The organism is Micromonospora sp. NPDC049275, from assembly GCF_043197115.1.
Taxonomy (GTDB): Bacteria; Actinomycetota; Actinomycetes; order Mycobacteriales; family Micromonosporaceae; genus Micromonospora.
On the sequence record NZ_JBICSN010000002.1, the window covers coordinates 895620 to 920092 of the forward strand.

Annotated in this window: 24 protein-coding genes; 13 read left to right on the forward strand and 11 right to left on the reverse strand. The window is 71.1% G+C overall.

The genetic code is table 11. The features are described 5' to 3' along the window. The first annotated feature begins 76 nt into the window (after window positions 1–76). A complete protein-coding gene (locus ACGFIE_RS09590) occupies window positions 77–796 on the forward strand; it encodes an SDR family oxidoreductase (RefSeq protein WP_393292858.1) in 720 nt (239 codons plus the stop codon). A 59-nt stretch (window positions 797–855) separates the two neighbouring features. Here ACGFIE_RS09590 and ACGFIE_RS09595 read toward each other — a convergent pair whose 3' ends face one another. Beyond that, on the reverse strand, window positions 856–1572 hold the full coding sequence (locus tag ACGFIE_RS09595; RefSeq protein WP_393292859.1) for a hypothetical protein: 717 nt from the start codon (window positions 1570–1572) through the stop codon (window positions 856–858). Further along, window positions 1565–2065 (reverse strand): SigE family RNA polymerase sigma factor, encoded by a 501-nt coding sequence (locus ACGFIE_RS09600; RefSeq protein ID WP_358100990.1) that lies wholly within the window; start codon window positions 2063–2065, stop codon window positions 1565–1567. The genes ACGFIE_RS09595 and ACGFIE_RS09600 overlap by 8 nt, the downstream gene beginning before the upstream one ends. 181 nt (window positions 2066–2246) lie before the next feature. Between ACGFIE_RS09600 and ACGFIE_RS09605 the strand changes: the two genes are divergently transcribed. Continuing rightward, window positions 2247–5477 carry a S8 family serine peptidase gene (locus ACGFIE_RS09605; RefSeq protein WP_393292861.1) on the forward strand — a complete coding sequence of 1077 codons (3231 nt, stop codon included), beginning with the start codon at window positions 2247–2249 and terminating at the stop codon, window positions 5475–5477. A 94-nt stretch (window positions 5478–5571) separates the two neighbouring features. Here the strand turns inward: ACGFIE_RS09605 and ACGFIE_RS09610 are convergent, their stop codons facing one another. Both ACGFIE_RS09610 and ACGFIE_RS09615 read right to left on the reverse strand, forming a co-directional pair. Beyond that, on the reverse strand, window positions 5572–6156 hold the full coding sequence (locus tag ACGFIE_RS09610) for a hypothetical protein (protein ID WP_393292863.1): 585 nt from the start codon (window positions 6154–6156) through the stop codon (window positions 5572–5574). A gap of 222 nt (window positions 6157–6378) precedes the next feature. Further along, window positions 6379–6807, reverse strand: coding sequence for a VOC family protein (locus tag ACGFIE_RS09615; RefSeq protein ID WP_393292865.1), 429 nt, complete (start codon window positions 6805–6807; stop codon window positions 6379–6381). A 76-nt stretch (window positions 6808–6883) separates the two neighbouring features. On the opposite strand from ACGFIE_RS09615, the gene ACGFIE_RS09620 reads away from it, so the two are divergent. Beyond that, window positions 6884–7378, forward strand: coding sequence for a GNAT family N-acetyltransferase (locus ACGFIE_RS09620; protein WP_393292867.1), 495 nt, complete (start codon window positions 6884–6886; stop codon window positions 7376–7378). Between the two features lie 3 nt (window positions 7379–7381). On the opposite strand, the gene ACGFIE_RS09625 is transcribed toward ACGFIE_RS09620, so the two are convergent. Next, entirely contained in the window at window positions 7382–7822 is a 441-nt protein-coding gene (locus tag ACGFIE_RS09625) for a VOC family protein (protein ID WP_393292869.1), read from the reverse strand. Between the two features lie 88 nt (window positions 7823–7910). Further along, window positions 7911–8396 (reverse strand): hypothetical protein, encoded by a 486-nt coding sequence (locus tag ACGFIE_RS09630; RefSeq protein ID WP_393292871.1) that lies wholly within the window; start codon window positions 8394–8396, stop codon window positions 7911–7913. Window positions 8397–8748: 352 nt separating this feature from the next. Here ACGFIE_RS09630 and ACGFIE_RS09635 point away from each other — a divergent pair, with 352 nt between their 5' ends. The 4 genes from ACGFIE_RS09635 (at window position 8749) to ACGFIE_RS09650 (ending at window position 12015) form a co-directional block, all read left to right on the forward strand. After that, complete coding sequence (locus ACGFIE_RS09635; protein ID WP_393292874.1) at window positions 8749–10038, forward strand: MFS transporter; 1290 nt, start codon at window positions 8749–8751, stop codon at window positions 10036–10038. Window positions 10039–10145: 107 nt separating this feature from the next. Next, on the forward strand, window positions 10146–10796 hold the full coding sequence (locus ACGFIE_RS09640) for a VOC family protein (RefSeq protein WP_393292876.1): 651 nt from the start codon (window positions 10146–10148) through the stop codon (window positions 10794–10796). A gap of 56 nt (window positions 10797–10852) precedes the next feature. Beyond that, entirely contained in the window at window positions 10853–11512 is a 660-nt protein-coding gene (locus ACGFIE_RS09645; RefSeq protein WP_393292879.1) for an MSMEG_1061 family FMN-dependent PPOX-type flavoprotein, read from the forward strand. Continuing rightward, the gene (locus ACGFIE_RS09650; protein ID WP_393292881.1) at window positions 11509–12015 is read left to right on the forward strand and encodes a hypothetical protein; all 507 of its coding nucleotides are present in this window, start codon (window positions 11509–11511) and stop codon (window positions 12013–12015) included. Before ACGFIE_RS09645 ends, ACGFIE_RS09650 begins: the two co-directional genes overlap by 4 nt. Before the next feature lie 91 nt (window positions 12016–12106). On the opposite strand, the gene ACGFIE_RS09655 is transcribed toward ACGFIE_RS09650, so the two are convergent. Continuing rightward, window positions 12107–12586 (reverse strand): hypothetical protein, encoded by a 480-nt coding sequence (locus ACGFIE_RS09655; protein ID WP_393292882.1) that lies wholly within the window; start codon window positions 12584–12586, stop codon window positions 12107–12109. A 101-nt stretch (window positions 12587–12687) separates the two neighbouring features. Here ACGFIE_RS09655 and ACGFIE_RS09660 point away from each other — a divergent pair, with 101 nt between their 5' ends. Further along, window positions 12688–13017, forward strand: coding sequence for a hypothetical protein (locus ACGFIE_RS09660; protein WP_393292884.1), 330 nt, complete (start codon window positions 12688–12690; stop codon window positions 13015–13017). A gap of 85 nt (window positions 13018–13102) precedes the next feature. Here ACGFIE_RS09660 and metH read toward each other — a convergent pair whose 3' ends face one another. Beyond that, window positions 13103–16618, reverse strand: a complete 3516-nt coding sequence (metH, locus tag ACGFIE_RS09665) for a methionine synthase (protein WP_393292886.1) — start codon at window positions 16616–16618, stop codon at window positions 13103–13105. A 262-nt stretch (window positions 16619–16880) separates the two neighbouring features. On the opposite strand from metH, the gene ACGFIE_RS09670 reads away from it, so the two are divergent. The 5 genes from ACGFIE_RS09670 (at window position 16881) to ACGFIE_RS09690 (ending at window position 21663) form a co-directional block, all read left to right on the forward strand. Continuing rightward, window positions 16881–17750, forward strand: a complete 870-nt coding sequence (locus ACGFIE_RS09670) for a PAC2 family protein (protein WP_007459801.1) — start codon at window positions 16881–16883, stop codon at window positions 17748–17750. A gap of 123 nt (window positions 17751–17873) precedes the next feature. Further along, the gene (locus ACGFIE_RS09675) at window positions 17874–18665 is read left to right on the forward strand and encodes a GntR family transcriptional regulator (RefSeq protein WP_393292888.1); all 792 of its coding nucleotides are present in this window, start codon (window positions 17874–17876) and stop codon (window positions 18663–18665) included. Window positions 18666–19169: 504 nt separating this feature from the next. Next, window positions 19170–19904: a hypothetical protein gene (locus ACGFIE_RS09680; protein ID WP_393292890.1), complete on the forward strand. Its 735-nt coding sequence runs from the start codon at window positions 19170–19172 to the stop codon at window positions 19902–19904. After that, complete coding sequence (locus tag ACGFIE_RS09685) at window positions 19901–20233, forward strand: winged helix-turn-helix domain-containing protein (RefSeq protein ID WP_393292892.1); 333 nt, start codon at window positions 19901–19903, stop codon at window positions 20231–20233. The genes ACGFIE_RS09680 and ACGFIE_RS09685 overlap by 4 nt, the downstream gene beginning before the upstream one ends. Before the next feature lie 251 nt (window positions 20234–20484). Further along, window positions 20485–21663: an alpha/beta hydrolase family protein gene (locus ACGFIE_RS09690; protein WP_393292894.1), complete on the forward strand. Its 1179-nt coding sequence runs from the start codon at window positions 20485–20487 to the stop codon at window positions 21661–21663. Between the two features lie 93 nt (window positions 21664–21756). On the opposite strand, the gene mshC is transcribed toward ACGFIE_RS09690, so the two are convergent. The 3 genes from mshC to ACGFIE_RS09705 form a co-directional block, all read right to left on the reverse strand. Beyond that, window positions 21757–22995: a cysteine--1-D-myo-inosityl 2-amino-2-deoxy-alpha-D-glucopyranoside ligase gene (gene mshC / locus ACGFIE_RS09695; protein ID WP_393292896.1), complete on the reverse strand. Its 1239-nt coding sequence runs from the start codon at window positions 22993–22995 to the stop codon at window positions 21757–21759. A 65-nt stretch (window positions 22996–23060) separates the two neighbouring features. Continuing rightward, window positions 23061–23879 carry an SCO1664 family protein gene (locus ACGFIE_RS09700; protein ID WP_393292898.1) on the reverse strand — a complete coding sequence of 273 codons (819 nt, stop codon included), beginning with the start codon at window positions 23877–23879 and terminating at the stop codon, window positions 23061–23063. Further along, the gene (locus tag ACGFIE_RS09705) at window positions 23876–24460 is read right to left on the reverse strand and encodes a DUF3090 domain-containing protein (RefSeq protein ID WP_363689530.1); all 585 of its coding nucleotides are present in this window, start codon (window positions 24458–24460) and stop codon (window positions 23876–23878) included. Before ACGFIE_RS09705 ends, ACGFIE_RS09700 begins: the two co-directional genes overlap by 4 nt. Window positions 24461–24473: the final 13 nt, after the last annotated feature.

Below are 24473 nucleotides of genomic sequence, written 5' to 3' on the forward strand. Positions count from 1 at the left end.
AGAGGTCTTGGACGAGGGCGTGGCAACCGGCGCATGGTGGGAACCGTCTCCACCACAGATCCGGAAGGACACGATCATGAACCTCAGCGACAAGCGTGTCGTCGTACTCGGCGGGACCTCGGGAATCGGGCTGGCCACGGCCACCCGGGCCGCCCGCGAGGGCGCCCAGGTCGTGGTCGCCTCCCGCAACCAGCGCAGCGTGGACCGCGCCCTGGCTACCCTGCCGGCCGGCGCCCAGGGGCACGTGGCCGACCTGACCGACCCCGGCGACGTGGCCCGACTGTTCCAGGGCCTCGGCCCGTTCGACCACCTCGTCTACACCGCCGGTGAGCCGCTCGCGCTGATGTCCGTCGACGCCCTCGACCTCGCCACCGCTCGTACCGCCTTCGACCTGCGGTACTTCGGCGCCCTGTCCGCGGTCAACGCGGCACTGCCGTACCTGCGGCCCGGTGGGTCGATCACCCTCACCACCGGCACCGCCAACCACCGGCCGAGCGCCGGCTGGTCGGTGGCGTCCAGCATCACCGGGGCGATCGACGCCCTGGTCCGCGCGCTCGCCGTCGAACTCGCCCCGATCCGGGTCAATGCCGTCTCGGCGGGCGTGATCCGCTCGCCGCTGTGGGACTCGCTGGCCGAGGAGGCCCGAGAGCAGATGTACGCCCAGCTCAGCGAGTCGCTGCCGCTCGGCCGGGTGGGCGAGCCGGAGGAGGTCGCCGAGGCGTTCGTCTACCTGCTGCGGGCGACCTACGCCACCGGCACGGTGGTGACCATCGACGGCGGCACCCTGGTCTCCTGAGCCCGAGCCTGCAGAGCCGATCACGCAGCGGTGTCGCACCACCTGCCGGCCGGCGGCGGTCAGGAGCCCGACGCGCCTCGGTCCTCGAACTCGTAGGTGGTGGTCAGGGCCTCCGGCAGGTCGGGGACGAGGGCGAACGTGCCGTCGACGACCTGCACGTAGCGCCTGCCCTGCAGGATCGAGTAGCTGCCGTCGGCGACCCGGTCGATGGTGAAGAGCTGCGTCGCCGCGGTCGGGTCACAGGGGTGGGCACGGACGCTGCCCGGCGCGGCGTCGTGCACGACTGTCATGCAGACCTGGCCGGCCCCGGCCGGGGTGGCCGCCACGATCCGGAACGCCTTCCCCGCGGGCCGCAGGACCCACAGCGCCCGTTCGTCGACGCCCGCCCCGGCGGTGGCCCGCACCCGGTCGTCGTCGGGGCCGCTCGCCAACGCCGCCCCGTCCAGGCCCGGCACCGTGATCCGTACCTGCCGGCGACCGCCGAGGATGTCCTGCGACCCCGCCGGGGAGGTCTGGCTCGGGGAGAGCGACGACGGGACCACGGATGGCTGCGTCACGCCCGCCGGGCCCACGGTCGGTGTCGGGACGTCGGCGCGTACCCGCAGCACGGTGGTGCCGACGGCCGCGACCAGCACGGCCAGGCCCACGCCGGTGACCGCCGTCCGGCGTCGACGCCGCCGGTCGCTGCGCCCGCGCAGCGTCCCTGCGGAGGGCAGGGTCGTGACGCGTCGGACCTCGTCGACGATCGCCCGCAGGTCGTCGTGCGGATCAGGCATGGGAGGTCCCCTCCTGGTTCACCTCGGTCAGCAGCCCGGCCATCGCCCGGCGACCACGGGCGAGGTAGGTCTTGACGGTCCCGACGGGGGCCCGCATCTCGGCCGCCACCTCGGCGACGCTGAGGTCGTTCAGGTGGTGCAGCACGACGGCGCGGCGCTCGTTGGCGCTGAGGCGTTGCAACGCCTGGATCAGCGCGACGTGGTCCTCGCTGAGGCCGGGCACGCTCTGGTCGACGGCGGCCCGGTGGTGGGCGCGGATCCGGTTGAACGTCTTGCGCCAACTGCTCACCGCCGCCCGGGAGGCGACGGCGCGGACCCACGCCTCCGGGCTGTCCGCCTCCCGGACGGTGTGCCAGCGCTGCCAGGCCCGCATGAACGCCTCCGCGACGGCGTCCTCGGCCTCGCTGCGGTTGCCGGTCAGCGCGTAGACGTGACCCACGATCCGCCCCGCGCAGGCGGCGTAGAGGGCGTCGAACTCCTCAGCGTCACGCATCCGACCTGCGCCTTTCGAAGCCTCGTCCCCCGGGTCACCGCGCATGGAACTCGCCGCGCCGACCCGACCGGCGCCCGCCCGGCCTGTTTGTGATCACGGTCACACCAGCAAAGATCAACCGGGTGGCGAGCCCAGGCGTCATCGTGCCGTCCCGGGAGACACCCGTGGCGGAGAGGACGATGTGCGACGACGTCAACGACGCGCCCTGACGGCCGGGGTGCTCGCGACAGCACTTGTCGCGGCCGGCCTGGCGGCCAACCCGGCGAGCGCCCAGGTGCGGCCGGCGGCCACCGTCTCCGGCACGCCCGGCACCTTCACGCTGATCACCGGCGACCGGGTGTCCGTCGACGGGGCCGGCCGCCCGGCGATCGAGCGGGGGCCGGGGCGGACGACGATGCGCTTCGTGACCAGCCGGGAGGGCGGCCACCAGTTCGTCGTCCCGGTGGACGCTCTGCCGCTGCTGCGCGACGGGCGGCTCGACCGACGGCTGTTCGACCTCACCACGCTGGCCGGGTTCGGCTACGACGACCGGGCGGCCGACCTGCCGCTGCTTGTCACGTACCCCGGAAAGAACCCGGCGGCGGCGCGGACCGCGACCGTCGGGGGCGACGGGCGCGTGCGAGCCGACCTGCCCGCCGCCCACGCCCTCGCGGTGCGGGCGGGCCGCGACGACCGGGTGACGCTGTGGTCGTCGCTCACCCGGGGCACGTCGATGGCGCGCACGCTCACCGACGGGGTCAGCGCCATCTGGCTCGACGGCAAGCGGCGGGTGACGCTGGACCGCAGCGTCCCGCAGATCGGCGCCCCGACGGCCTGGCAGGCCGGCTTCGACGGCACCGGCGTCACCGTCGGCGTGCTGGACACCGGCATCGACGCCGCCCATCCCGACTTCGCCGGGCACCTCACCGAGGTCCGCGACTTCACCGGCGGCGACGACCCCGCCGACGCGGTCGGCCACGGCACCCACGTGGCGTCGACGATCATGGGCAGTGGGGCCGCCTCCGGCGGTCGGTACCGGGGCGTCGCGCCGGGCGCGAAGCTGCTCGTCGGCAAGGTCTGCGCCACCACCGAGTGCCAGGACTCGGACATCATCACCGGCATGCAGTGGCTCGCCCCGCAGACCCGGGTGGTCAACCTGAGCGTGGGCGGCGACGACGCGCCAGGACTCGACCCCCTGGAGACGGCGGTGCAGGACCTCAGCCGCCAGTACGGCACGCTGTTCGTGGTCGCCGCCGGCAACGAGGGCAAGCCGAAGTCCGTGTCCTCGCCGGCGTCCGCCGACGACGCGCTCGCCGTCGCGGCCGTCGACGCCGACGACCAACGGGCGTACTTCTCCAGCCGAGGCCCGCGCGTCGGCGACAACCACATCAAGCCCGAGATCAGCGCGCCGGGCGTCGACATCGTCGCGGCCGCCCCCGGCGGCGACTACGCCACCATGGCGGGCACGTCGATGGCCACCCCGCACGTGGCGGGCAGCGCCGCGATCCTCGCCGGCCAGCACCCGGACTGGACCGGAGCGCAGCTCAAGGCCGCGTTGATGGACTCGGCCAAGCCGACCGGCGCGGACACCCTCTACGAGCAGGGCGCCGGCCGGGTCGACATCGCCCGCGCGGTCACCCAGCCGGTCGCCGCCGACGTGGCCGCCATCGACTTCCCGGTCCAGCGCTGGCCGCACGCCGACGACACCCCCGTCACCCGGGTCGTCGGCTACCGCAACACCGGCGCCGCGCCGGTCACCCTGTCGCTGACCGTCGCCCCCGCGCCGGCCGGCATGCTCACCGTCAGCCCGGCCACGCTTGTCGTGCCGGCCGGCGGCCGGGCCGAGGCCACGATCACCGTGGACACCCGCGTGGACGCCGCCGACGGCGTCTACCAGGGCGCGGTGGTCGCGACCGGCGCCGGTGACCTGCGGGTACGCACGCCGTTCGCCCTCAACCGCGAGATCGAGAGCTACGACGTCGCGCTCCCCCACACCGGCCGGGACGGCAAGCCGGCCACCGAGTACACGACAGTCGCGGCGAACCTCGCCACCGGGGAGTTCAGCACCCTCACCTCCGAGCCGGGCGGCGGCACCCTGCGGCTGCCCGTGGGCCGCTACGGGCTCTACAGCACCATCCACGAGGGCGACGCCTCGACGCTGCTCGTGCAGCCGGTTCTGGACGTCCACGGCCCGGTCACCGAGGCCGTCGACGCCCGTACCGCCAAGCCCGTCGCCCTGACCGTGCCGCAACGCGACGCCGCGCCCACCGCGATCAACGTGAGCGCCAACTGGGACGACGGCTTCCGCTACCCGGGTGTGCAGCTCAGCGGGGTGTCGTTCGGGGACGTGTTCTTCGGCCGGATCGGGCCTGCCGTCGCCGCGCCCGAGTTCGCCGCGACGCTCGGCGTCGGGCTCGCCCGCCCCGGCCGGGACGGGACCTTCCGCAACAGCCCCTACACGTACGACCTCGCCTACGTCCGCAAGGGCGACATGTTCACCGGACTGTCCACCAAGCTGACGCCGAAGAACCTCGCCACCGTCACCGCGACCTACCGCCGCCAGTCCACCACGGCGACGGCCGTCCGGTTCCACCGCGCGGCGGCGGCCGGCGGAGCCGGCCCGATCGGGTCGAACACGCCCATCGACCTGCCGTTTCACGGCACCGAGTACTACAACACCGACGGCGGACTCACCTGGACCTCCACGTTCGTCGAGGGCGACAACTCCACCACCCAGGAGTCCACCTTCCAACCGGGACGGGCGTACACCCAGACCTGGAACGCGGCCCCGTTCGGCCCGTCGGTGGCCCAGGCGCCAACCCTGAACCCCCTGGGGTACGCGGGCCGCGACGGCGACACCATCTCGGTCGCTGGGCTGCCGCTGTTCGGTGACGCGACCGGCCGCCCCGCCACCCGCGACGACCTGCCGGTAGAGGTCCGACTGTTCCGCAACGGCACGCGGATCGGCACGTCGGACAGCCCGTGGGCGGAGTTCACGGTGCCCGCCGGCAAGGCCGACTACCGGCTGGAGGCCACCGCGAAGCGCGGCGCCCCGGACACCCTGTCGACGTCGGTGTCGGTGGCCTGGACGTTCACCTCGGCGCACACGTCGTCGCCGCAGCGGCTGCCCCTGACGACGGCTCGGCCGATGCCGATTCTCGATGACACCAACACCGCGCGGGCGGGCCGGATCATGGCGATCCCGGTCGGCCTGGACCGGCAGGCCGGCTCGTCGGCCGCGCCCAACCGGAAGCTCGGCGTCTCCGCGTCGTTCGACGACGGCAGGACATGGATCGCGCTGCCGGTGGTGCGCGGCGTAGCGCTCATCGCTCACCCACGACGGGCCGGTTTCGTGTCGCTGCGCGTGACGGCCACCGACACCGCCGGCAACACGGTGACGCAGACGGTGCTGCGGGCCTACCGGACCGCGTGACCTGTGGAGTCCGGGGCGGCCTGCCGTCGCCCCGGACTCCCCTGCCGGCGGGTTTCAGGAGTCGGCGGCGTCGCTGCCGGCGGCCCGGCGGCTTTCAGGAGTCGGCCGGCACCCCGGCCTCGAGCTGGCCGATCATCGGGGCGAGCAGGTCGTTGAGTTCCCGGGTCAGCACCGTGACAGCCCTGCGCGCTGCGGACGCCACCTGATCCTGCGGCCCGGCGGGCGCCGGCGGCAGCTCACCGAGCGGAACCGGCGCCTCCACCTGAAGCAGCGCCCGCAGGTGCGGACGGCGCGTCACGTCCTGCTCCGACGGGGTCGTGTACTGCCCGAACATCTGCGGCCAGTCTTGCCAACCCCTGTCGCGTTGCCACTGCTTCGTCCAGGTCAGCTCCGCCGGCCAGCGCGAGATCACCGTCACCGCGCAGACCATGCCCCCGTCCCACGGGCTGCGCGTGCAGGACGCCGACAGGACCCGCCGGTGCCAGCGGACGTAGCCCGGTTCCAGCTCACAGGCGATGCGCCACGCGGTCGCCGCGAAGCTCACCGGCGCGATGTCGTCCCAACTGCTGGCGAACTCGTCGATCCGCCTCAGCACCTCGGCCTCGTACCGGCCGCGGCCGTCGACGTCGTGCTCCCGGTCGAAGTGCTCGTCGACCCAGAAAGCGCGCGGTTCCGGCATGGTCATCCCCGTTCACAGCGGCCGCCTCTTCGGACATCGTAGGGACCGCGCGCTCCGGCGTGCCGCATGTTCGCTCTCAGCGGCACGTTCCCGCCTGCTGGCGAGCAGGTCGTGGACGCCGGGCGTCGCCACCGCTGTGAGCCGGGGGCGGTATCGCCGGTACATGACAGCGCTTGCCGGGCTCGCTGCGCCCGGCGCTCGACACCGCGCAGGCGATGCCGCTCAGCCGACGAACACACAGAAGGGGTGGCCGGCCAGGTCGGCGTACACCCGCAGTGGCTCGTCGGGGTCGTCGATACGGTCGTAGCGCAACCGACCACCGAGGCGCAGGACCCGCTCGTGCTGGACGAGCAGCTCCTCGACCGATTCCACGGTCAGGTCCAGGTGCAGTTGCTGGGGCACCGAGTTGTCCGGCCAGGTCGTCTCCGGCAGGTGATCCACCTGCTGAAACGCCATCTGGGACGCGCCCTCGGGAGTCCTGAGCACCAACCAGTCGCGCCCGCGCTGATCGTCCTGCCCCGGCGCTGGCGGCTCGTCGCCGGGCCGGTAGACCAGACCCAGCAGCTGCCGGTAGAACTCCGCCAGCGAACGGGCGTCGGTGCAGTCGAGCACCACCTGGCACAGCTTGGGCACGCTCTCCTGGTCGACCATCCTCGATCACCTCCGGCGCCCATTGTGGTGGCGCCGGCCGCCTCTCGCATCCGCTCGCGTGTGCGAGGCTGGCGCGGTGACCGACTTCGTCATCCGCGCGGCCACCCCGGCCGACGCCGACTTCCTGGTGGACATGCTCGTCGAGGCCGTGAACTGGCTGCCCGAGCGCACCTGGTCTCGCGAGCGGATCCTGGCCGATCCCGCGCTGGCCCACTACGTGGCGGGGTGGATGCGGCGGGACGACGTCGGCGTGGTCGCGGTGGACCCGGCCGGTCGGCCGGTCGGCGCGGCCTGGTTCCGCTACCTGAGCGCCGAAGATCCCGGCTACGGGTACGTCAGTGACGACGTGCCGGAGCTGACGATCGGCGTGGTGGACGCCTGGCGGGGTCGGGGTGTGGGCCGGTCGCTGCTGCGCGCCGTCCTGGACGCCGCACGGGAACGCGGCATCCGTACCGTGTCGCTGAGCGTCGAGCGGGCCAACGCCGCCGCCCGCCTCTACGCCTCCGAGGGATTCCGCACGGTCGAGTCGTTCACGGACGCGGACACGATGGTCGCCGACATCGGGGCCTGACACTCAGGTGAGCTGCTGGGCCAGTCCGACGATGATGCCCTCCGGGCCGCGCAGGTAGCAGAGCAGGAAGATATCCTCGTACCGCTCCACCTCCCCGACGAGTTCGGCCCCGTGGGCGCGCAGCCGGGCGATGACGTCCTCGATGTCGTCGACGGCGAACATGATGCGGCGAATCCCGAGGGTGTTCGTCGGCGCGTTCTCCGGTTCGTGGCTGATCGCCTTCGGCGTGTGGAACATCGCCAGCTCGACCTTGCCGTGACCGTCCGGGGTCCGCAGCATCGCGACCTCCTGGCGGACGTCGTCGAGGCCGATGACACGCTCCACCCACCGTCCCTCGACCGGCCCCCTGCCCTCCAACTCCATGCCGAGTTCGACGAAGAACGCGATGACCGCGTCAAGGTCGTTCACCACGATGAGGACGTTGTCCATCCGTTGGATCGCCATGCGGGATCTCCTCGCTCTGCTGCGGCCGCCGTGGTCGCATCCTCCCCTGAGACGGAGCCACCGACGCGTTCTCGACACAAAGCGTTGGCTATTGGGATGACCTCAGCCCGAGCGCGCTGTGTTCGATGACGCCTGCGGGCAGATCGGTGCGTCCAGACCCCTGCGTTGTCAGCGCCACCAGCTCGGCGCGTAGATCAACGACGGGCTCACCGAGCACGATTCCGCTGAGCACCAAATCGACCAGCAGGCTGTCGTACTGGTCCGAGCGGCGGCGGTAACGCGACGGATCGGACTCCACCACCACGGTGGAGATGCGCCAGCCATCGCCGGGTACGGGCGAGAAGGACGCTTCGTAGATTCCGTTGCCGGTCCAGCTGCGATGCAGGAACGCGACCTCGTCCTCAACGAACACGTTCCACTTCTCGTCCATGTCGCGAGCCCGGTAACCGAGCGTGATCCGTTTCCACTGCTCGTCGGACCAGGTCCGGGCCGGAAGCACCGCCAACGGCATCGGCGCCGCGATCGGCGAAATGCGACGCAACGACGACCGGGTCACCGGCGCAGGCTCGATCATCAGCAGATCCTACGAGCCCACCTGACTACCGCGCGAGAGCCGTCATCGCGCTGCCGGCGGAGCGCTTCCCACGATAGATAACCTAACAGCGATTGTGCGCGATCGGTATCGGGCGGACAACCGACTGCGCAGGTCAGCGGCGGTGGCTACGTTCGCCCAATGCCCACGAACGTGATTGCTGCGGGTGCCTGGACACCCGGCTGGACCACAGCGGCACGGCGGCCTTCCACTTCTCGCCGCTCCGGTCGGTCAAGCACTGGGTGAGCTAGCGGTTGACCAGCCTCGAGTAGCAGCTCTCGGGCAGGTTGCAGCCCTGCCACGAGTCCACGATCCCCGACGGAAGGTTCGTCACGTGCAGGCAGCGACATCGCCCATTCCCACCCCGCCGCCGTCCAACAGCTCATGGCTGGTTGCCCGAGGACTCATTCCCGCGAGCGGCCCTCGGCGCGTGCTGGCCTTCGCGACCTTCGTCAACATGCTCGGAAGTGGCATCTTCATGGCCAGTGCCGTGCTCTTCTTCACCCGGTCCGTCGGGCTGCCCCTTGCGCAGGTCGCCCTGGGCATGGGCATAGCAGCGCTGGTCGGAATGCTCGCCGGAGTCCCGGTGGGGCATCTCGCCGATCGGCGGGGGCCGCGCGAGATCTACCTGCTGACGCTGATCGTTCGAGCCGCCACCATGGCCGCTCTGGCATTCGTGCACACGTTCTGGCTCTTCGTCGTCCTGGTTTGTCTGACCCAGCTCGCCCACTCGGCCGGCGGGGCGTCTCGCGGTCCGCTGGTGCGTGGCTTCGCGGGCACGCACCTGGCCCGGTACCGGGCCTATCTGCGTTCGGTCGCCAACCTCGCCGGATGTTGCGGCGCCCTCGCCGCCGGCGCTGCGGTGCAACTGGACACCCGAGCGGCCTACCTCGCCCTGGTCGTCGGCAACGCCATCAGCTTCGTGGCATGCGCCGCCATCATCACCCGGCTGCCCTCGCTGCCGCCTGTTCCAGTCCCCCGGATGACCGGGCGCTGGATTGCACTGAGGGACAAGACCTTCCTGGCCGTCACCGTGCTCGACGCCATCCTGGGAATTCAGGGCCAGGTACTGGTCTTCGCGCTGCCGGTGTGGATCATCTCGCAGACGCATGCTCCGCGCTGGTTCGTCGGGGTGGCCGTGCTGGTCAACACCGCCCTCGTGGCGGCGCTTCAGGTCAGAGCGAGCCGGGGGATCGACACCAGTCCAGCGGCGGGTCGGGCGATGCGCCGCTCCGGCGTAGCGTTCCTGGTCGGGATGGCCCTGATCGCCGCCACGTCGACGATGCCCGGATGGCTCGCCGTCACGGTGATAACGCTGGGGGTCGCCGCGCACACCGTCGGCGAGTTGTGGCACGCGGCGGGGTCACTCGAGCTGCAGTTCCGACTCGCCCCCGCGCACGCGCAGGGGCAGTACACGGGAGTATCCGGGCTCGGCACGGGCCTGGCCAACGTCGCCGCCCCTTCCATACTGGGCCTGCTCTGCATCGCCTGGGGGGCTCCCGGCTGGCTGCTGATGGGCGGCATCTTCGTCGCCGTAGGGCTCGCCGTGCCAGCGGTCGTCCGATGGGGCGAGCGAACGCGCCCAGAGTCAGCGGAGGCCGCGCTCGTCGCCAGCGGAACCTAGGGCCGCGAGCCGGCCGACGCCGTCCCAGGAGCAACCAGGACAGGTTCCACGTCCCGGCAGTGGGCGTCCGGACTCCGGTCGGGGCGTGCGATGTTAGGTTCGCCGGCATGACTCGGCAGATCACGGCCAGGGAGTTTCACGCCGCCGAGGGTGTCGAGGACTGGCGCTCCCTGTACCACCTCGTCTCCGCCCACTTCCCCACTCGCTCGCTGACGGACGGCATCGCTCTCGTCGATGAGATCGGCAGGCTCGCCGACGAGGCCGAGCAGCGGATTCTGACCATCGACCTGCGCAACGCCGGTGTCACGGTGTCCCTGTCCCGGCGCGATGCCGGGCTGGCCCGGCGGATCTCGGCGGCCGCCCGGAATCGAGGGCTCTCCGCCGACCCGACCGCCGTACAGGTCATCAACGTCACGCTCGACGCGCTCGTCGGCGCGGACGTGCTGCCGTTCTGGCGTGCGGTACTCGGCTACTCCCCGATCGGCGACGACTACCTCTACGACCCGTCGCGCCGCGGCCCCGGCTTCGGGTTGCAGCAGATGGACCTACCGCGCTCGCACCGCAACCGCATGCATCTCGATGTCGCCGTCCCGCACGACCAGGCCGAGGCGCGCATCGCCGCCGCCCTGGCCGCCGGCGGCCGGTTGGTATCCGACGCGTACGCGCCGATGTGGTGGGTGCTGGCCGACGCCGAGGGCAACGAGGTGTGCGTCGCCACCTGGGTCGGCCGCGATGCCGGAACGTCCGGGACGGTCTGAACCGCGGCCATCGTGGTCCCCCCACGGCTGCTGTGCGCCCCATTAGGGTCGGCGGCATGACACCAGCCCCTGCCACCACCGCGTTCGACTCGCTGCGCCTCGACGCCGTGCCCGACCAGGAAACGCTACGCCGGGCCTACGAGCTCCCCAGCGAGGCGGCCGTGCGGAAGCAGATGACCGAACTCACCGAGCAGACCCGACGGTTGATCGGCTGCTCGTCGCTGGTCCTGGTCGCCAGCGTGGACGCCGAGGGCAACTGCGACGTCTCCCCGCGCGGCGGCCCCGCCGGATTCGTCGCCGTCCTGGACGCGCGGACGGTGGCGATACCGGACGCGACAGGCAACAAGCGCCTGGACACCCTGCAGAACGTCATCGCCACCGGGCGTGCCGGGCTGCTGTTCCTCATTCCGGGGCGCACCACGACACTCAGGGTGAACGGCCGGGCCTGCGTCTCCACCCGCCCCGACCTGCTGTCGCAGCTGACCGCCGTGGGCAAGCCACCGGCCAGTGCGCTGGTGGTGGGCATTGATGAGGTCTACCCGCACTGCCCCAAGTCGCTCCTGCGCACCGGTGTCTGGGACCCGCAGCGGTGGCTGCCGGCGGACGCCCAGCCCACCTCGGCCGAGGTGACGCTGGCCCAGCTACGGATGCCGAACCTGACGATCGCCGACATCGAGCAGGCCGAGGCGGACTCGCTGAAGTACCGGTACGAGTGACGGGGCCGACACGACGCTTCGGTGGCCTCGCTACGTTCGCCGTGGAGATCGGCGAGATCGAGCCGTACCAACTGCGGGTCGTCGACCTGTGGGCGGCTGGCAAGAGGCTGACCACCGACGACAACTACGCCTTCCTCCCGTTCTTCATCAACGCCATGCGGTCGAGCGCGGCGCAGGTGCGCCGACGCGACGTCAGGCCCTGTCCCTTCCCGGACCGCACACCGGAGGAGATCTTCCGGCTGCTCCACGCGGACGACACGGAGTTCCGGGAGCAGTTCTGGTTCATGCAGTGGGGTGAGATCGTCGACAACGTCTCCAAGTACGCCTACCTGGACGACGACCTGATGATCGTCTTCGCGTTCTGGCGGCGAACCCATCCCTTCCCGGATGACCTGGGCAAGGTCTTCGTGGCCAGAATTCCACCGGACAAGTTCGTGGCCACCGTCGAGGAAGCCGCCGATCTGCTGGACGCCGAGTTCGTTCACACCGACCCGCCCCGGTGAGCGAACCGCCACACCTACCGCGTCAAGCCCACCTTGACGACTTCGCGCGCCAGAACGCCTCGTCGCATCCCGAGTTGAGGGGACCTTGGTGTCAGTCCTCGGTGACGATGAAGGGCGTGTAGCCCTCCCCCACCTCCGTCACCTCAAGGTCGCTGAAGACGAGAGTGAGGACGTGGGCGTTCATCTCGAAGCGAACCTCATGAAAGGGGATGCCGATCCTGTCAGCCCAGGACCGCCCACGCTCGGAGTCGGCCACCACCTCGGCACCTGGGTAAAGCGACTGCCAGCGCACCGCCCAAACGAAGCCGTCCAGGTCCGGACCGACCTCGCGGTCCGTCAGCCGGTCGTCGAGCGAACGACGCCAGATGTCGGGACCCACTACCGTCCGCACCTCGGCGGAGACGCAGTACTTGAAGAGGTAACGAAGATGGACCGGTGGGATGCCGGAACGCGGGTCTGCGGTGACGTAGACGATGACTTCGTAATCGCGGATGTAGTCGGTGTACCCGTGATGCACGACAGCGCCGTCGAAGATGTCATCCAACGCCTGGCTGAGCTGCGCGATCTCCACGCTTCCGTTCTACACCCGCCGGAATCCTGCCCGACGGGGCGGCCCTGCGTCACTGTCGACCGTCAAACCCTTATCCCCACGAACTGAGCGAGGATGAGGCCGTGGATGAGCAACCCGTCTTCAGCGACCCATGGTGGGACCTACGCCAAGGCGGCCCCGCCGAACGCCAACTACAGCAGACCCTGCAAGCCGAACTCCTCACCGAGCTGGCTGCGGGCCATCCTCTCCACGACCAACCCACCAAGGTCATCGCCAAGTCCGAGGTCTCGGACGACATCGTCGTCGAACTCCCAGCCGGGCGCTGCGCACTCATCCACCTCACCTGGAGAGGTGCAGCCGAAACACCGCCTTGGCCAAAGGCCGAGTTCTACGACACCCTCGGTGACCTCGAACAGCATCTACACGGCGTTCAGCGAGGGCCAGGTCACTAATGACGGCCCGGAACCCGTTGACGACTGATCGTGTTACCCGTGGCCGCGGGACGACCGTAATTGCGGCTCAGCGACCCTACGCCCGTCACTTGGCGTTGAAGTAGCTCGCCTCCGGGTGGTGGACCACGATGGCGTCGGTGGCCTGCTCCGGCATCAACTGGAACTCCTCGGACAGCTCCACGCCGATCCGCTCGGACCCCAGCAGCTCCACGATCTTCGCCCGGTCCTCCAGGTCGGGGCAGGCCGGGTAGCCAAACGCGTACCGGCAGCCCCGGTAGTCGTTGCGCAGGATGCCCGCCAGGTCCGTCGGGTCGTCGTGACCCAGCGGACGCCCGTCGGGCAGGGTCAGCTCGGCTCGGATGCGCCGGTGCCAGTACTCCGCGAGGGCCTCGGTGAGCTGCACGGACAGCCCGTGCACCTCCAGGTAGTCGCGGTACTCGTTGCGGGCGAACAGCTTCGCCGCGTACTCGCTGACGGGTTGGCCGACGGTGACCAGTTGCAGCGCGACCACATCGAGCTGGTCGCCCTTGGGCTTGAAGAAGTCGGCCAGGCACAGCCGTCGCTCCTGGCGCTGGCGGGGGAACGAGAACCGGGCGCGCTCCGCGTGCCCGTTCTCGTCGAGCACCACAAGGTCGTTGCCTTCGGAGTACGCGGGGAAGTAGCCGTACACCACGGCTGCCTCAAGGACCTGGTCGGCGATCAGCCGGTCCAGCCAGTACCGCAGGCGCGGCCGGCCCTCGGTCTCGACCAACTCGTCGTAGGACGGGCCGTTGCCTCCCCGGGCGCCGTTCAACCCCCACTGCCCTCGGAAGGTGGCCCGCTCGTCGAGCAGCGCCGCGTAGTCGGCCATCGGCACGCCCTTGACCACGCGGGTGCCGAAGAACGGCGGGGTGGGCACGGCCACGTCGGCGGCCACATCGGAGCGGACCGACGAGTCGTGCAGCTCCGGCAGGGACTCGGTCACCATCGACCGTTGGCGTTCCCGGCGGGCCCGTCGCGCGGCGAGGGCCGCCTCCCGCTCCGGGTCGATGACCGGCGCCCCGCCACGCTTGGCGGTCATCACCTTGTCCATGAGGGACAGCCCCTCGAACGCGTCCCGCGCGTAGTGCACCTGGCCGGGGAACATCGACCGCAGGTCGTCCTCGACGTACGCCCGGGTGAGCGCCGCCCCACCCAGCAGCACGGGCCAGCGCTCCGCGACGCCGCGCGTGGCCATCTCGGCCAGGTTCTCCTTCATGATGACAGTGCTCTTGACCAGCAGCCCGGACATGCCGATCGCGTCGGCGCGGTGCTGCTCGGCGGCGTCCAGGATGGCGCTGATCGGCTGCTTGATGCCGATGTTGACGACCTCGTAGCCGTTGTTGGACAGGATGATGTCGACCAGGTTCTTGCCGATGTCGTGCACGTCGCCGCGCACGGTGGCCAGCACGATGCGACCCTTGCCGCCGTCCTCGGTGGTCTCCATGTGCGGCTCCAGGTACGCCACTGCGGTCTTCATCACCTCGGCGGACTGGAGCACGAACGGCAGCTGCATCTGCCCGGAGCCGAACAGCTCGCCGACGACCTTCATGCCGTCCAGCAGGATGTCGTTGATGATCGACAGCGGGGACCGGCCGCCGGCCATCGCCTCGTCCAGGTCGGCCTCCAGGCCGTTGCGCTCACCGTCGATGATCCGCCGCTTGAGCCGCTCGTCCAGCGGCAGCGCCGCCAACTCCTGCGCGCGGGTGGCCCGCGCGCTCGTCACGTCGACGCCCTCGAAGAGCTCCAGGAAACGCTGCACGGGGTCGTAGCCCTCGCGGCGCCTGTCGTAGACCAGGTCGAGCGCGACCTCGCGCTGCTCGTCGGGGATCTTCGACATCGGCAGGATCTTGCTGGCGTGCACGATGGCCGAGGTCAGGCCGGCCTGGACGCACTCGTGCAGGAACACCGAGTTGAGCACCTGCCGGGCCGCCGGGTTGAGCCCGAAGGAGATGTTCGAGATGCCCAGGGTGAAGTTGACGCCCGGGTAGCGGCGGGCGATCTCGCGGATCGCCTCGATCGTCTCGATGCCGTCGCGGCGGGTCTCCTCCTGACCGGTGGCGATCGGGAAGGTCAGCGCGTCGATCAGGATGTCGGAGCGGTCCATGCCCCACCGGCCGGTCAGGTCGTCGATCAGCCGCGCCGCGACCCGAACCTTCCACTCCTGGGTACGGGCCTGCCCCTCCTCGTCGATGAGCAGCGCCACCACGGCCGCGCCGTGCTCGCGCACGACAGGCATCACCCGCGCGTACCGGGAGTCGGGGCCGTCGCCGTCCTCGAAGTTCACCGAGTTGACCACGCACCGGCCGCCGAGCATCTCCAGCCCGGCCTCCACCACGTTCGGCTCGGTGGAGTCCAGCATGATCGGCAGCGTCGACGCGGTGGCGAACCGGCCGGCCAGCTCGCGCATGTCCTGCGTGCCGTCGCGGCCGACGTAGTCCACGCACAGGTCGAGCAGGTGCGAACCGTCGCGAGCCTGGCTGCGGGCGATCTCCACGCAGGCGCGGAAGTCACCGGCGAGCATCGCCTCCCGGAACGCCTTGGAACCGTTGGCGTTGGTCCGCTCCCCCACCATCAGCACCGACGCGTCCTGGGCGAACGGCACCGGGTGGTAGACCGACGAGACACCCGCCTCGTGCCGCGGCTCGCGCCCCGGCGCGGTGACGCCGTGCAGCCGCTCGGACAGCACCCGGATGTGCTCCGGGGTGGTGCCGCAGCAGCCGCCGACGAGCCCCACGCCGTACTCGGTGATGAAGCGTTCCAGGGCCTCGGCCAGCTCCACGGGAGTCAGCGGGAAGTACGCGCCGTCGGCGGTCAGCACCGGCAGGCCGGCGTTCGGCATCACCGACAGGGGGATGCGGGAGTGCTGCGACAGGTAGCGCAGGTGCTCGCTCATCTCCGCCGGGCCGGTGGAGCAGTTGAGCCCGATCAGGTCCACGCCGAGCGGCTCGATGGCGGCGAGGGCCGCTCCGATCTCGCTGCCGACAAGCATCGTGCCGGTGGTCTCCACCGCCACGTGGCAGATGATGGGCACGGACTGGCCCAGCTCGGTCATCGCCCGCTTCGACCCGACCACCGCCGCCTTGACCTGGAGCAGGTCCTGGCAGGTCTCGATGATCAACGCGTCCGCGCCACCGACGATCAGACCGGCGGCGTTCTCCTGGTACGCGTCGCGCAGGGTCGCGTAGGGGGCGTGCCCGAGGGTGGGCAGCTTGGTGCCCGGGCCGATCGAGCCGAGCACGAAGCGGGGCCGCTGCGGGGTGCTGGCCGCGTCGGCGGCCTCCCTGGCGATCCGGGCGCCGGCCTCGGACAACTCCCGGATTCGCTGCGGGATGTCGTACTCGGCGAGGTTGGCGAGGTTGGCGCCGAAGGTGTTGGTCTCCACGCAGTCCGCGCCGGCGGTCAGGTAGGCGTCGTGCACCCCCCGCACCACGTCCGGACGGGTGACGTTGAGGATCTCGTTGCACCCTTCGAGGCCGTCGAAGTCGTCGAGCGTGAGGTCAGCGGCCTGCAACATCGTGCCCATCGCCCCGTCGGCGATGAGGATCCGATCGGTCAACACATCCAGCAACGAAGTCCGCACCCGTTCAGGTTAGTGCGGTACTGCCGGAACCCGAGCGCCGTCCGGGCCCGATCCCATATTGTGTCGGGCGGATCACGCTGTCCGGTTCGCCGCCGTATGCCCGGTGGTGGACCGAGCGGACCGGCGCGGCCGACGGGCCGCATCCCTGCCCGGCACGTAGGCTGGCGGACGTGAAGGACAACAGGGACGCCACCGTGCACCACGGCCCGACGACCGGGCGCGGTCCCGGTGTCGGCCGCGACGAGCAGGGTGAGGTGACGGCGTGACCGAGTTCGACGGACTGCCGGTACTGCGGTCCCCCGTGGCCATTGCCGCATTCGAGGGCTGGAACGACGCCGCCGACGCGTCCACAGCGGCCGTCGAGCACCTGGAACAGGTCTGGAACGCGCGGCAGATCGCCGAGCTGGACCCGGAGGACTTCTACGACTTCCAGGTCAGCCGGCCCACCATCACCATGGCCGACGGGGAGACCCGCCGGGTGGAGTGGCCGACGACCCGGTTCATGGTGGCGAGCCCCGAGGGCACCGAGCGCGACGTGGTGCTGATCCGGGGCATCGAGCCGAGCATGCGGTGGCGGACGTTCTGCGAGCAGGTTCTGGAGATCTGCCACAGCCTGGAGGTGGAACGGGTGGTGCTGCTCGGCGCGTTGCTGGCCGACGTGCCGTACACCCGGCCGTTGCCGATCAGCGGCAGCGCCTCCGATGCGCAGGCCGCGGAGCGCTACCAGCTCACCCCGACCCGCTACGACGGGCCGACAGGCATCGTCGGTGTGCTGCACGACGCCTGCGCCCGCGCCGAGGTCGACGCCGTGTCGTTCTGGGTGCACGTGCCGCACTACGCCAACAATCCGCCCTGCCCCAAGGCGACTCTCGCGCTGCTGCACCGGGTCGAGGAGGTCGTCGACCTGCCGGTGCCGATGGCCGACCTGGCCGAGGAGTCCGCCGAGTGGGAGCAGCGGGTGCGCAGCGCCGCCGAGCAGGACGCCGAGCTGGGTGAGTACGTCCGTGAGCTGGAGGAACGCGTCGGCGACGAGGGAATCACCCCGTTGACCGGTGACGAGATCGCCCAGGAGTTCGAGAAGTACCTCCGCCGTCGGGGCGGCTCGGCCGGTCCCACCGCCGGCTCCTGGTAGCACTGTTTCGCCGCGGGCCCTCGGACCTTCTGTGGTCCGGGGGCCCGTTTTCGCGTGTCCGGGGTGGCGGCGTCACACCCTCTAGGGCATCCTAGGAACCTAGATGTGATCAAGGAGGCGGGTGTGCAGATCAACCCCGGCGCGGCCGAGTTCCCCCACCGGCAGATCGCCGCGCAGCTCAAGGCCCAGGTCCGTCGCGGCGACTGGGGTCCGGGCGAACGACTGCCGTCGATCCCGGCCATCGCCGAGATGTTCGGCGTCGCCAAGCAGACCGTGCAGCGCGCCGTCGACCAACTGCGGGTCGAGGGCATCCTGATCACCAAGCCCGGCTCCGGTACGTACGTCCGGGGCACCCGGCGCCGACTCAACCGCCTCTCCCGGGGCCGGTACGGCGGTTTCCGCGGCTACCACACCGACCTGGCTGCCCGGTACCGCCAGCAGCTCGTCTCGGTCGGCCGCTCCCCCGCCCCCGCCGAGGTCGCCGACGCGTTCGGCGTGTCCGACGGCACCGACCTGCTCTGCCGCCGCCACCTCGTCCGCACCGACGACTCCCCCGTCGAGGTCGGCGCCTCCTGGTTCCTGCCCACCGACACCGCCGGCACCTCGCTGGAGCGCGCCGAGGCGTTCGGCCGGCCGCTCTACCAGGAGGCCGAGGAGGCCACCGGCAGGCGGTACGTCTCGGCGACCGACACGATCAGCGCTCGCCAGCCCAGCCGGGAGGAGGCCGAGACCCTCCAGATCCGGCCGGACACCCCGGTGCTGCACCTGCTGCACGTGGCGTACGACGCGAACCGCAAACCCATCGAGGTGGCCCAGGCGACCTGGCCCGGCCCGATGACCACCCTCACCGAGGAGTACCGGATCCCCGGCCCGACCCCGGACCCGGAACCCGACCCCGGTCTCGTCCTGGGCTGACCCCCGCCCACCCACCCCGGCCCACCCGGTGATCGACTCGGGTTCTTGGAAGTCGGTGGGTTGCACCGGCCTGGACACCCCGACTTCCTGAAAGTTGAGTCGATCACGGCGAGGCACGTGGGGCGCTACGGCGCGTGCCGTCCGCCGGGACAGGTGCCTAAAGGCGGACGCCCAGGAGTGCGTCAACGGTCTGGGCGAAGAGCGCCGGGGCGCCAGCTTCGTCGGCAGCGCCCGCCAGGGTCGCGTCGACCCACCGGTCGGCCGCCGGGCGCCGGGGGTTCCAGGTCATCGGGCAGGCGTTCGCGGCCGTCGGCCGTGACGCGTAGCCAGTCCAGCGCCTCGACCCGGACGAGGGCAGCTCGGTGGTCGGTGGTCAACCCGCCTGTCGAACCCGCGTCCCGCCTGGTTTGCGTTCGCGGTAGGCGGCGCGGTCACAGTTGGCACGGCCCGCGAAATGCCGCCCACTCTCTTGCACGGATAGGTCTGTAATGCAAAGCTAACTTCATGACACACGAATCCGTCCCCCAGGCGGACGGGCCTCACGAGCTGTTGGCGGCCGTGCGCGACCTGACACGCCAGGTCCGTGTCGCCCAGCGCGGCACCTGGTTTCCGCTGCTGGTCTTCGCGGTGATCACCCTGGTCGCGATACCCGTCTACCGGTACGCCCCCTACCTCGACCTGTTCGACACCTGCCGATCCCGCCCCCAGCACACGGTCTGTATGGCGCCCAATCCGGCGCAGCTCGGATACTGGACGGTCGCGCTGGTGCTCGCCTACGCGGCGATCGCAGGCTTCTACGTACGGCAGTCCCGACGGCGTGGCGTGGGCACCGCGATCCGCCCGTACGTCGTCGTCGGCGTCGCGCTGGCCGTTCTGATGGCGGGCGTGTCGATCTGGCTGACGTTCCACCCACTCATCCCCGTCCCCGCCGACCCCTTCTCCACCGACCCGGTCGAGATCGAGGTCGGGCCGGCTGCGTGGCTCATCAACGGGCTGGTCAGTCCCATCGCGGTCATCGCGCTGGCGCTGCTGGTGCTCGCGCGGGTCGAACGCAACTGGGCGCTGCTGGCGTACAGCCTCGTCTACCTGGCGATCGTGATGGTGCAGGGCGGCCAGATCATCCACTCGACCTCGCGGTGGTTCTTCCTGCCGCACCTGCTCGTCCCGGCGGCGCTGCTGCTGCTCGGCAGTGCCGCCTTCGCCCTGCTCCGGCCGACCACTGAGGCTCCGGGGCGATGACCGACCACCCCACCAACGGCCTCGACGACGTGGTCCACCAGCGCGTCCGGCTGGGCATCCTGGCCATCGCTCACCAGGCCCGCCAGGTCGAATTCGGCTTCCTGCGCACCACCCTGCAGCTGACCGCGGGCAACCTCGGGCAGCACCTGACCGTCCTGGAGAAGGCCGAGCTGATTCAGATCGAGAAGGGCTACGAGGGCAGGCGCCCACGAACCTGGGTGACTCTCACCGCTGCCGGTCAGGCAGCCCTGCGCGACGAGATCGCCCACCTCAAGCAACTCATCCAGCAGGTCGAACAAGCGGAGACGGCACCGACCGCCGACAGGTGACCGACGGCCAGCCGACGTGCGCGGACCGCATCCGGTGCCGCACGGGGGTCCGTCCCGCCCAGCCACGGGCGGGCCCGGTGTCTCCACCATCGGAGCACTGATGTCTTCATCATCGAAGAGCGCCGCACAGTTGCGTATATACACTCAGTATATATACTGCGAGTATATCGATGGCCGGAGCGTTCCGTTCCGGCGTCGAGCAACCCAGGGGAGGATCAATGCCAACCGTGAAACCCGTTGGTGCACAGGGAATGACGCGCCGTGGCCTTGTCGGAGCGGCGCTGGCGGTGGGAGTCGGCGTACCGCTCGGCATCGCCGGCCGCGCCACGGCGGCCACCGCCGATTCGGGTCCGGTCCGGCTCACTCTGCCCCGGCCGACCGGGCCGTACCCCGTGGGCACGGTGCCGCTGCACCTGGTCGACCGGTCACAGCCGGAACCGCTGGCCGGGCCGGGGCGGTTCCGGGAGTTGATGGTCAGCGTCTGGTATCCCGCCCGCAACGAGCGGCGCTACCCACGCGCCCCGTGGATGACCCCCGCCTCGATGCGCATGCTGCTGGGCTCCGCCGGCTTCGACCCCGACGCCGTGCTGGCACCACTGACCGCCGGGCACGAGGGCGCGCCGGTGTTGCGGCGGCGCCCGGGCCGACGGCTGCCGGTGGTGCTGTACTCGCACGGCGCCGGCAGCCACCGGTCGGACACCACAATCGTGGTGCAGGAACTCGCCAGCCACGGGTACGTGGTGGTCACGGTGGACCACACGTACGACGGGTTCAGCGAATTCCCCGACGGCCGAGTCACCGTCCAGGAGGAGGACTTCGACTCCACGCCGTGGACCTACACCCGCGATGTTCGATTCGTCCTCGACCAGATCGCCGACCTGGCCGCCGGGGCCAACCCCGACGTCGACGGCGCGCCGTTACCGGCCGGGCTGGGCGCAGCCCTCGATCTGAGCCGGATCGGCATGTTCGGCTGGTCGAAGGGCGGCACCGCGACGGCCCTGACCATGGGCACCGACCGACGCGTCCGGGCGGGGCTGAGCCTGGACGGCCCGATGGTGTCACAGCCGATGCCCACCGCCGACCTGTACCGGCCGTTCATGCTGATGACGGCGGAGTCCACCCGGGCCGCGGAGCCCGCCGTCGCCGAGTTCTTCAGGCACCTCCGCGGATGGCGACTCAACATCCAGGCCGCCGAAGCGATCCACGCGTCTTACGGCGACAACCAGTGGCTGATTCCGCAACTGGCACGGGTCATCGGGATGAGCGACGAGGAACTCGTCGGCCTGATCGGCAATCTCGACCCCGCCCGCGCGGTCCGCATCGGGCAGGCGTACCCGCTGGCGTTCTTCGACCTGCACCTGCGGCACCGGGGCGGCCACCTCCTGAGCGGCGCGAGCCGGGCCTTCCCCGAGGTGGCGTTCATTCCGTGACGCGTTGATCGACTCGGCTTCCGGGAAATCGGTGCGTCGCGCGCGGTCGGACACCGCGACTTCCCGGAAACCGAGTCGATCACCGCACGGCGGCTAGAGACGGACGCCCAGGAGGGCGTCCACCGTCTGGGCGAAGAGCGCCGGGGCGCCCGCGTCATCGGCAGCGCCTGACAGTGCCGCGTCGGCCCACCGGTCCGCCACGGCGAGGGCGCCCGGAGTGTCCAGGTCGTCGGCCAGGCGTTCGCGTACCCCGGCCAGCAGCTCGGCCCCGGACGGCCCGGCGGGCGCGGCGGCGGCCCGCCGCCAGCGGTCCAGGCGCTCCTGCGCGGCCGTGAGCAGCTCGCCGGTCCAGGTGCGGTCACCGCGGTAGTGCCCGGAGATCAACGCCAGCCGGATCGCCATCGGGTCGACCTTGTCGGCGCGCAGCCGGGACACGAAGACCAGGTTGCCGCGGGACTTGGACATCTTCTCGCCGTCCAGGCCGATCATCCCGGCGTGCACGTAGTGCTCGGCGAACGGCGCCTGACCGGTCAACCGCTCGGCGTGCGCGGCGGACGCCTCGTGGTGCGGAAACAGCAGGTCGTTGCCGCCGCCCTGCACGTCGATCCGGTCGCCGAGCAGGTTCAACGCGATGACCGCGCACTCGATGTGCCAGCCCGGTCGGCCCGGCCCCAGCTCCCCGCCCGGCCAGGACGGCTCACCCTCGCGGGCCCCCCGCCACAGCAGCGGATCGAGCGGGTCGCGCTTGCCGGCGCGGTCCGGATCGCCGCCGCGCTCCGGGAAGATCTCCAGCATCTGCTCGCGGGTCAGGTTGGACTCGTAGCCGAACCGGCCGGTGGCGGAAATGTCGAAGTAGACGTCGCCGGTGCCGTCGTCGAGCCGGTACGCGGCGCCGTCCTTGAGCAGCACCTCGACCTTGTCGGCGATGTCCGGGATCGACTCGACGGCGCCCACGTAGTGCTCCGGCGGGATGATCCGCAGCGCCTCCATGTCCTCGCGGAACAGCGCCGTCTCCCGCATCGCCAGGACCACCCAGTCCTCGCCGTCGCGGGCGGCCCGCTCCAGCAGCGGGTCGTCGATGTCGGTGACGTTCTGCACGTAGCGCACCGGACGGCCGGCGTCCCGCCACATCCGCTGCACCAGGTCGAACGTGATCATGGTGGCGGCGTGGCCGAGGTGGGTCGCGTCGTACGGGGTGATGCCGCAGACGTACATGCTTCCCGCGTCGTCCGGCTCGCTCGGGTGGACACCCTGCCGCGCCGAGTCGTACAACGCCAACGGCTCGCCCCTGCCCGGCAGCCGTGGCACCTCGTGTCCCGCCCAAGACTCCATGACCTCAGCCTAACCAGCCCTCAGGCGGCACCGGGCCGCCCCACGGGTGATCAAGATGACAGCGCTCACATGGGCGGCCAGGGCACCGCCGGCCAGTCCTCCGGCGGCTGCGGGAAGCGACAGGTCTCCCGCAGGACGTCGATGCGGGCAGCCAACTCGGCGACCTCACTGATCGTCAGGTGATCCGCCAGCTCGTCCCCGAGCGCCCCGGCGACCTCCCCGGCGAGCCCGTCGAGCATCTCCACGGCGTCCGGCGGCAACTGCTTGCCGGCCCAACCCCACAGCACCGTCCGCAGCTTGCCCTCGACGTGGAAGCTCACCCCGTGGTCCACGCCGTAGATCCGGTCGTCCGCGCCGACAAGCACGTGGCCGCCCTTGCGGTCCGCGTTGTTGATCACCGCGTCGAGCACCGCGAGGCGGGCCAGCCGGGGGTCGTCGGCGTGCGCGAGGGCGTACGCGACGCCGTCGTCGTCCCGCGCCGCGGCGATGGGGAACCAGCGTGGCGGCAGTTCGTCGGCCGGCACGAACCCGACGAGCGGCTCGGCGTCGTCCGGCTCGTCGATCCAGAGCTGGCAGGAGCCGGGACCGAACGGCCCGTCGCGCAGCACTGTGGGCGGCACCAGACCCCAGCCGGTGGCAGCGGAGACCAGGAACGCCGACACCTCCCGCCCGGCGAGGGTGCCGTCCGGGAAGTCCCACAGCGGGCGCTCCCCGCGCACCGGCTTGTAGACACAGCGGGCCGTGACGCCGTCGAGGGTCAGGATGCCCCGCAGGGTGGTGTTCGACGCGTCGACCAGCCGACCCTCCAGGTCGAGCGTGCCGTCGCGCAGCAGCCGCAGCGCGGCGTCACCGTCGCGCACAGGCTCCAGGCCGGACAAGGTCACCTGTGGTAACCGTTGTGCCGCGGGCACAGGTGCCCGGCGGGATCCAGCGGCTGGCCGCACAGGGGGCACGGCGGCCGACCCGCGTTGACGACGCGCCGGGCCCGCTCGATGAACTGGCGGGTGGCCTGCGGGGTGAGCCGGACCCGCAGGCGGTCCAGGTCCTCGTCGGGCTCCTCGTCCTCGTCCTCGTCGGCCTCGTCGTCGTCCTCGTCGCCCAGCTCGACCTCGGGCTCCACCTCGCCGGCGGCGATCGCCTCGATCACCACGGTCGCGGTGTCCACGTCGAAGGCCAGCCCGAGGGTCCCGACCCGGAACTCCTCGTCGACAGGAGTGTCCAGCGGCTCGTTGTCGCCGATGACCGGCGCCAGCTCGGGCAGGTCGACCCCGAAGCGACGCTGCGCCTCGGTGAGCAGCTCCTCCAGCTTCTCGGCGAGCAGAGAGACCTGGACCTTCTCCAGCGCGACGCTGACCAGCCTGCCGCCGCCGCGGGCCTGCAGGAAGAACGTGCGCTCCCCCGGCGGCCCGACAGTCCCGGCGACGAACCGCTCCGGCGGTTCGAAGGCGTGCACCTGGTGGGTCATACCCACGACCCTA

Coding starts and splice junctions, on each gene's coding strand:
- mshC (WP_393292896.1), bottom strand. CDS start 22,995: ATGGAGTCTTGGGCGGGACACGAGGTGCCACGGCTGCCGGGCAGGGGC.
- ACGFIE_RS09595 (WP_393292859.1), bottom strand. CDS start 1,572: ATGCCTGATCCGCACGACGACCTGCGGGCGATCGTCGACGAGGTCCGA.
- ACGFIE_RS09645 (WP_393292879.1), top strand. CDS start 10,853: ATGACACCAGCCCCTGCCACCACCGCGTTCGACTCGCTGCGCCTCGAC.
- ACGFIE_RS09610 (WP_393292863.1), bottom strand. CDS start 6,156: ATGCCGGAACCGCGCGCTTTCTGGGTCGACGAGCACTTCGACCGGGAG.
- ACGFIE_RS09615 (WP_393292865.1), bottom strand. CDS start 6,807: ATGGTCGACCAGGAGAGCGTGCCCAAGCTGTGCCAGGTGGTGCTCGAC.
- ACGFIE_RS09590 (WP_393292858.1), top strand. CDS start 77: ATGAACCTCAGCGACAAGCGTGTCGTCGTACTCGGCGGGACCTCGGGA.
- ACGFIE_RS09690 (WP_393292894.1), top strand. CDS start 20,485: ATGACGCGCCGTGGCCTTGTCGGAGCGGCGCTGGCGGTGGGAGTCGGC.
- ACGFIE_RS09640 (WP_393292876.1), top strand. CDS start 10,146: ATGACTCGGCAGATCACGGCCAGGGAGTTTCACGCCGCCGAGGGTGTC.
- ACGFIE_RS09685 (WP_393292892.1), top strand. CDS start 19,901: ATGACCGACCACCCCACCAACGGCCTCGACGACGTGGTCCACCAGCGC.
- ACGFIE_RS09680 (WP_393292890.1), top strand. CDS start 19,170: ATGACACACGAATCCGTCCCCCAGGCGGACGGGCCTCACGAGCTGTTG.
- ACGFIE_RS09625 (WP_393292869.1), bottom strand. CDS start 7,822: ATGGCGATCCAACGGATGGACAACGTCCTCATCGTGGTGAACGACCTT.
- ACGFIE_RS09600 (WP_358100990.1), bottom strand. CDS start 2,065: ATGCGTGACGCTGAGGAGTTCGACGCCCTCTACGCCGCCTGCGCGGGG.
- ACGFIE_RS09630 (WP_393292871.1), bottom strand. CDS start 8,396: ATGATCGAGCCTGCGCCGGTGACCCGGTCGTCGTTGCGTCGCATTTCG.
- ACGFIE_RS09705 (WP_363689530.1), bottom strand. CDS start 24,460: ATGACCCACCAGGTGCACGCCTTCGAACCGCCGGAGCGGTTCGTCGCC.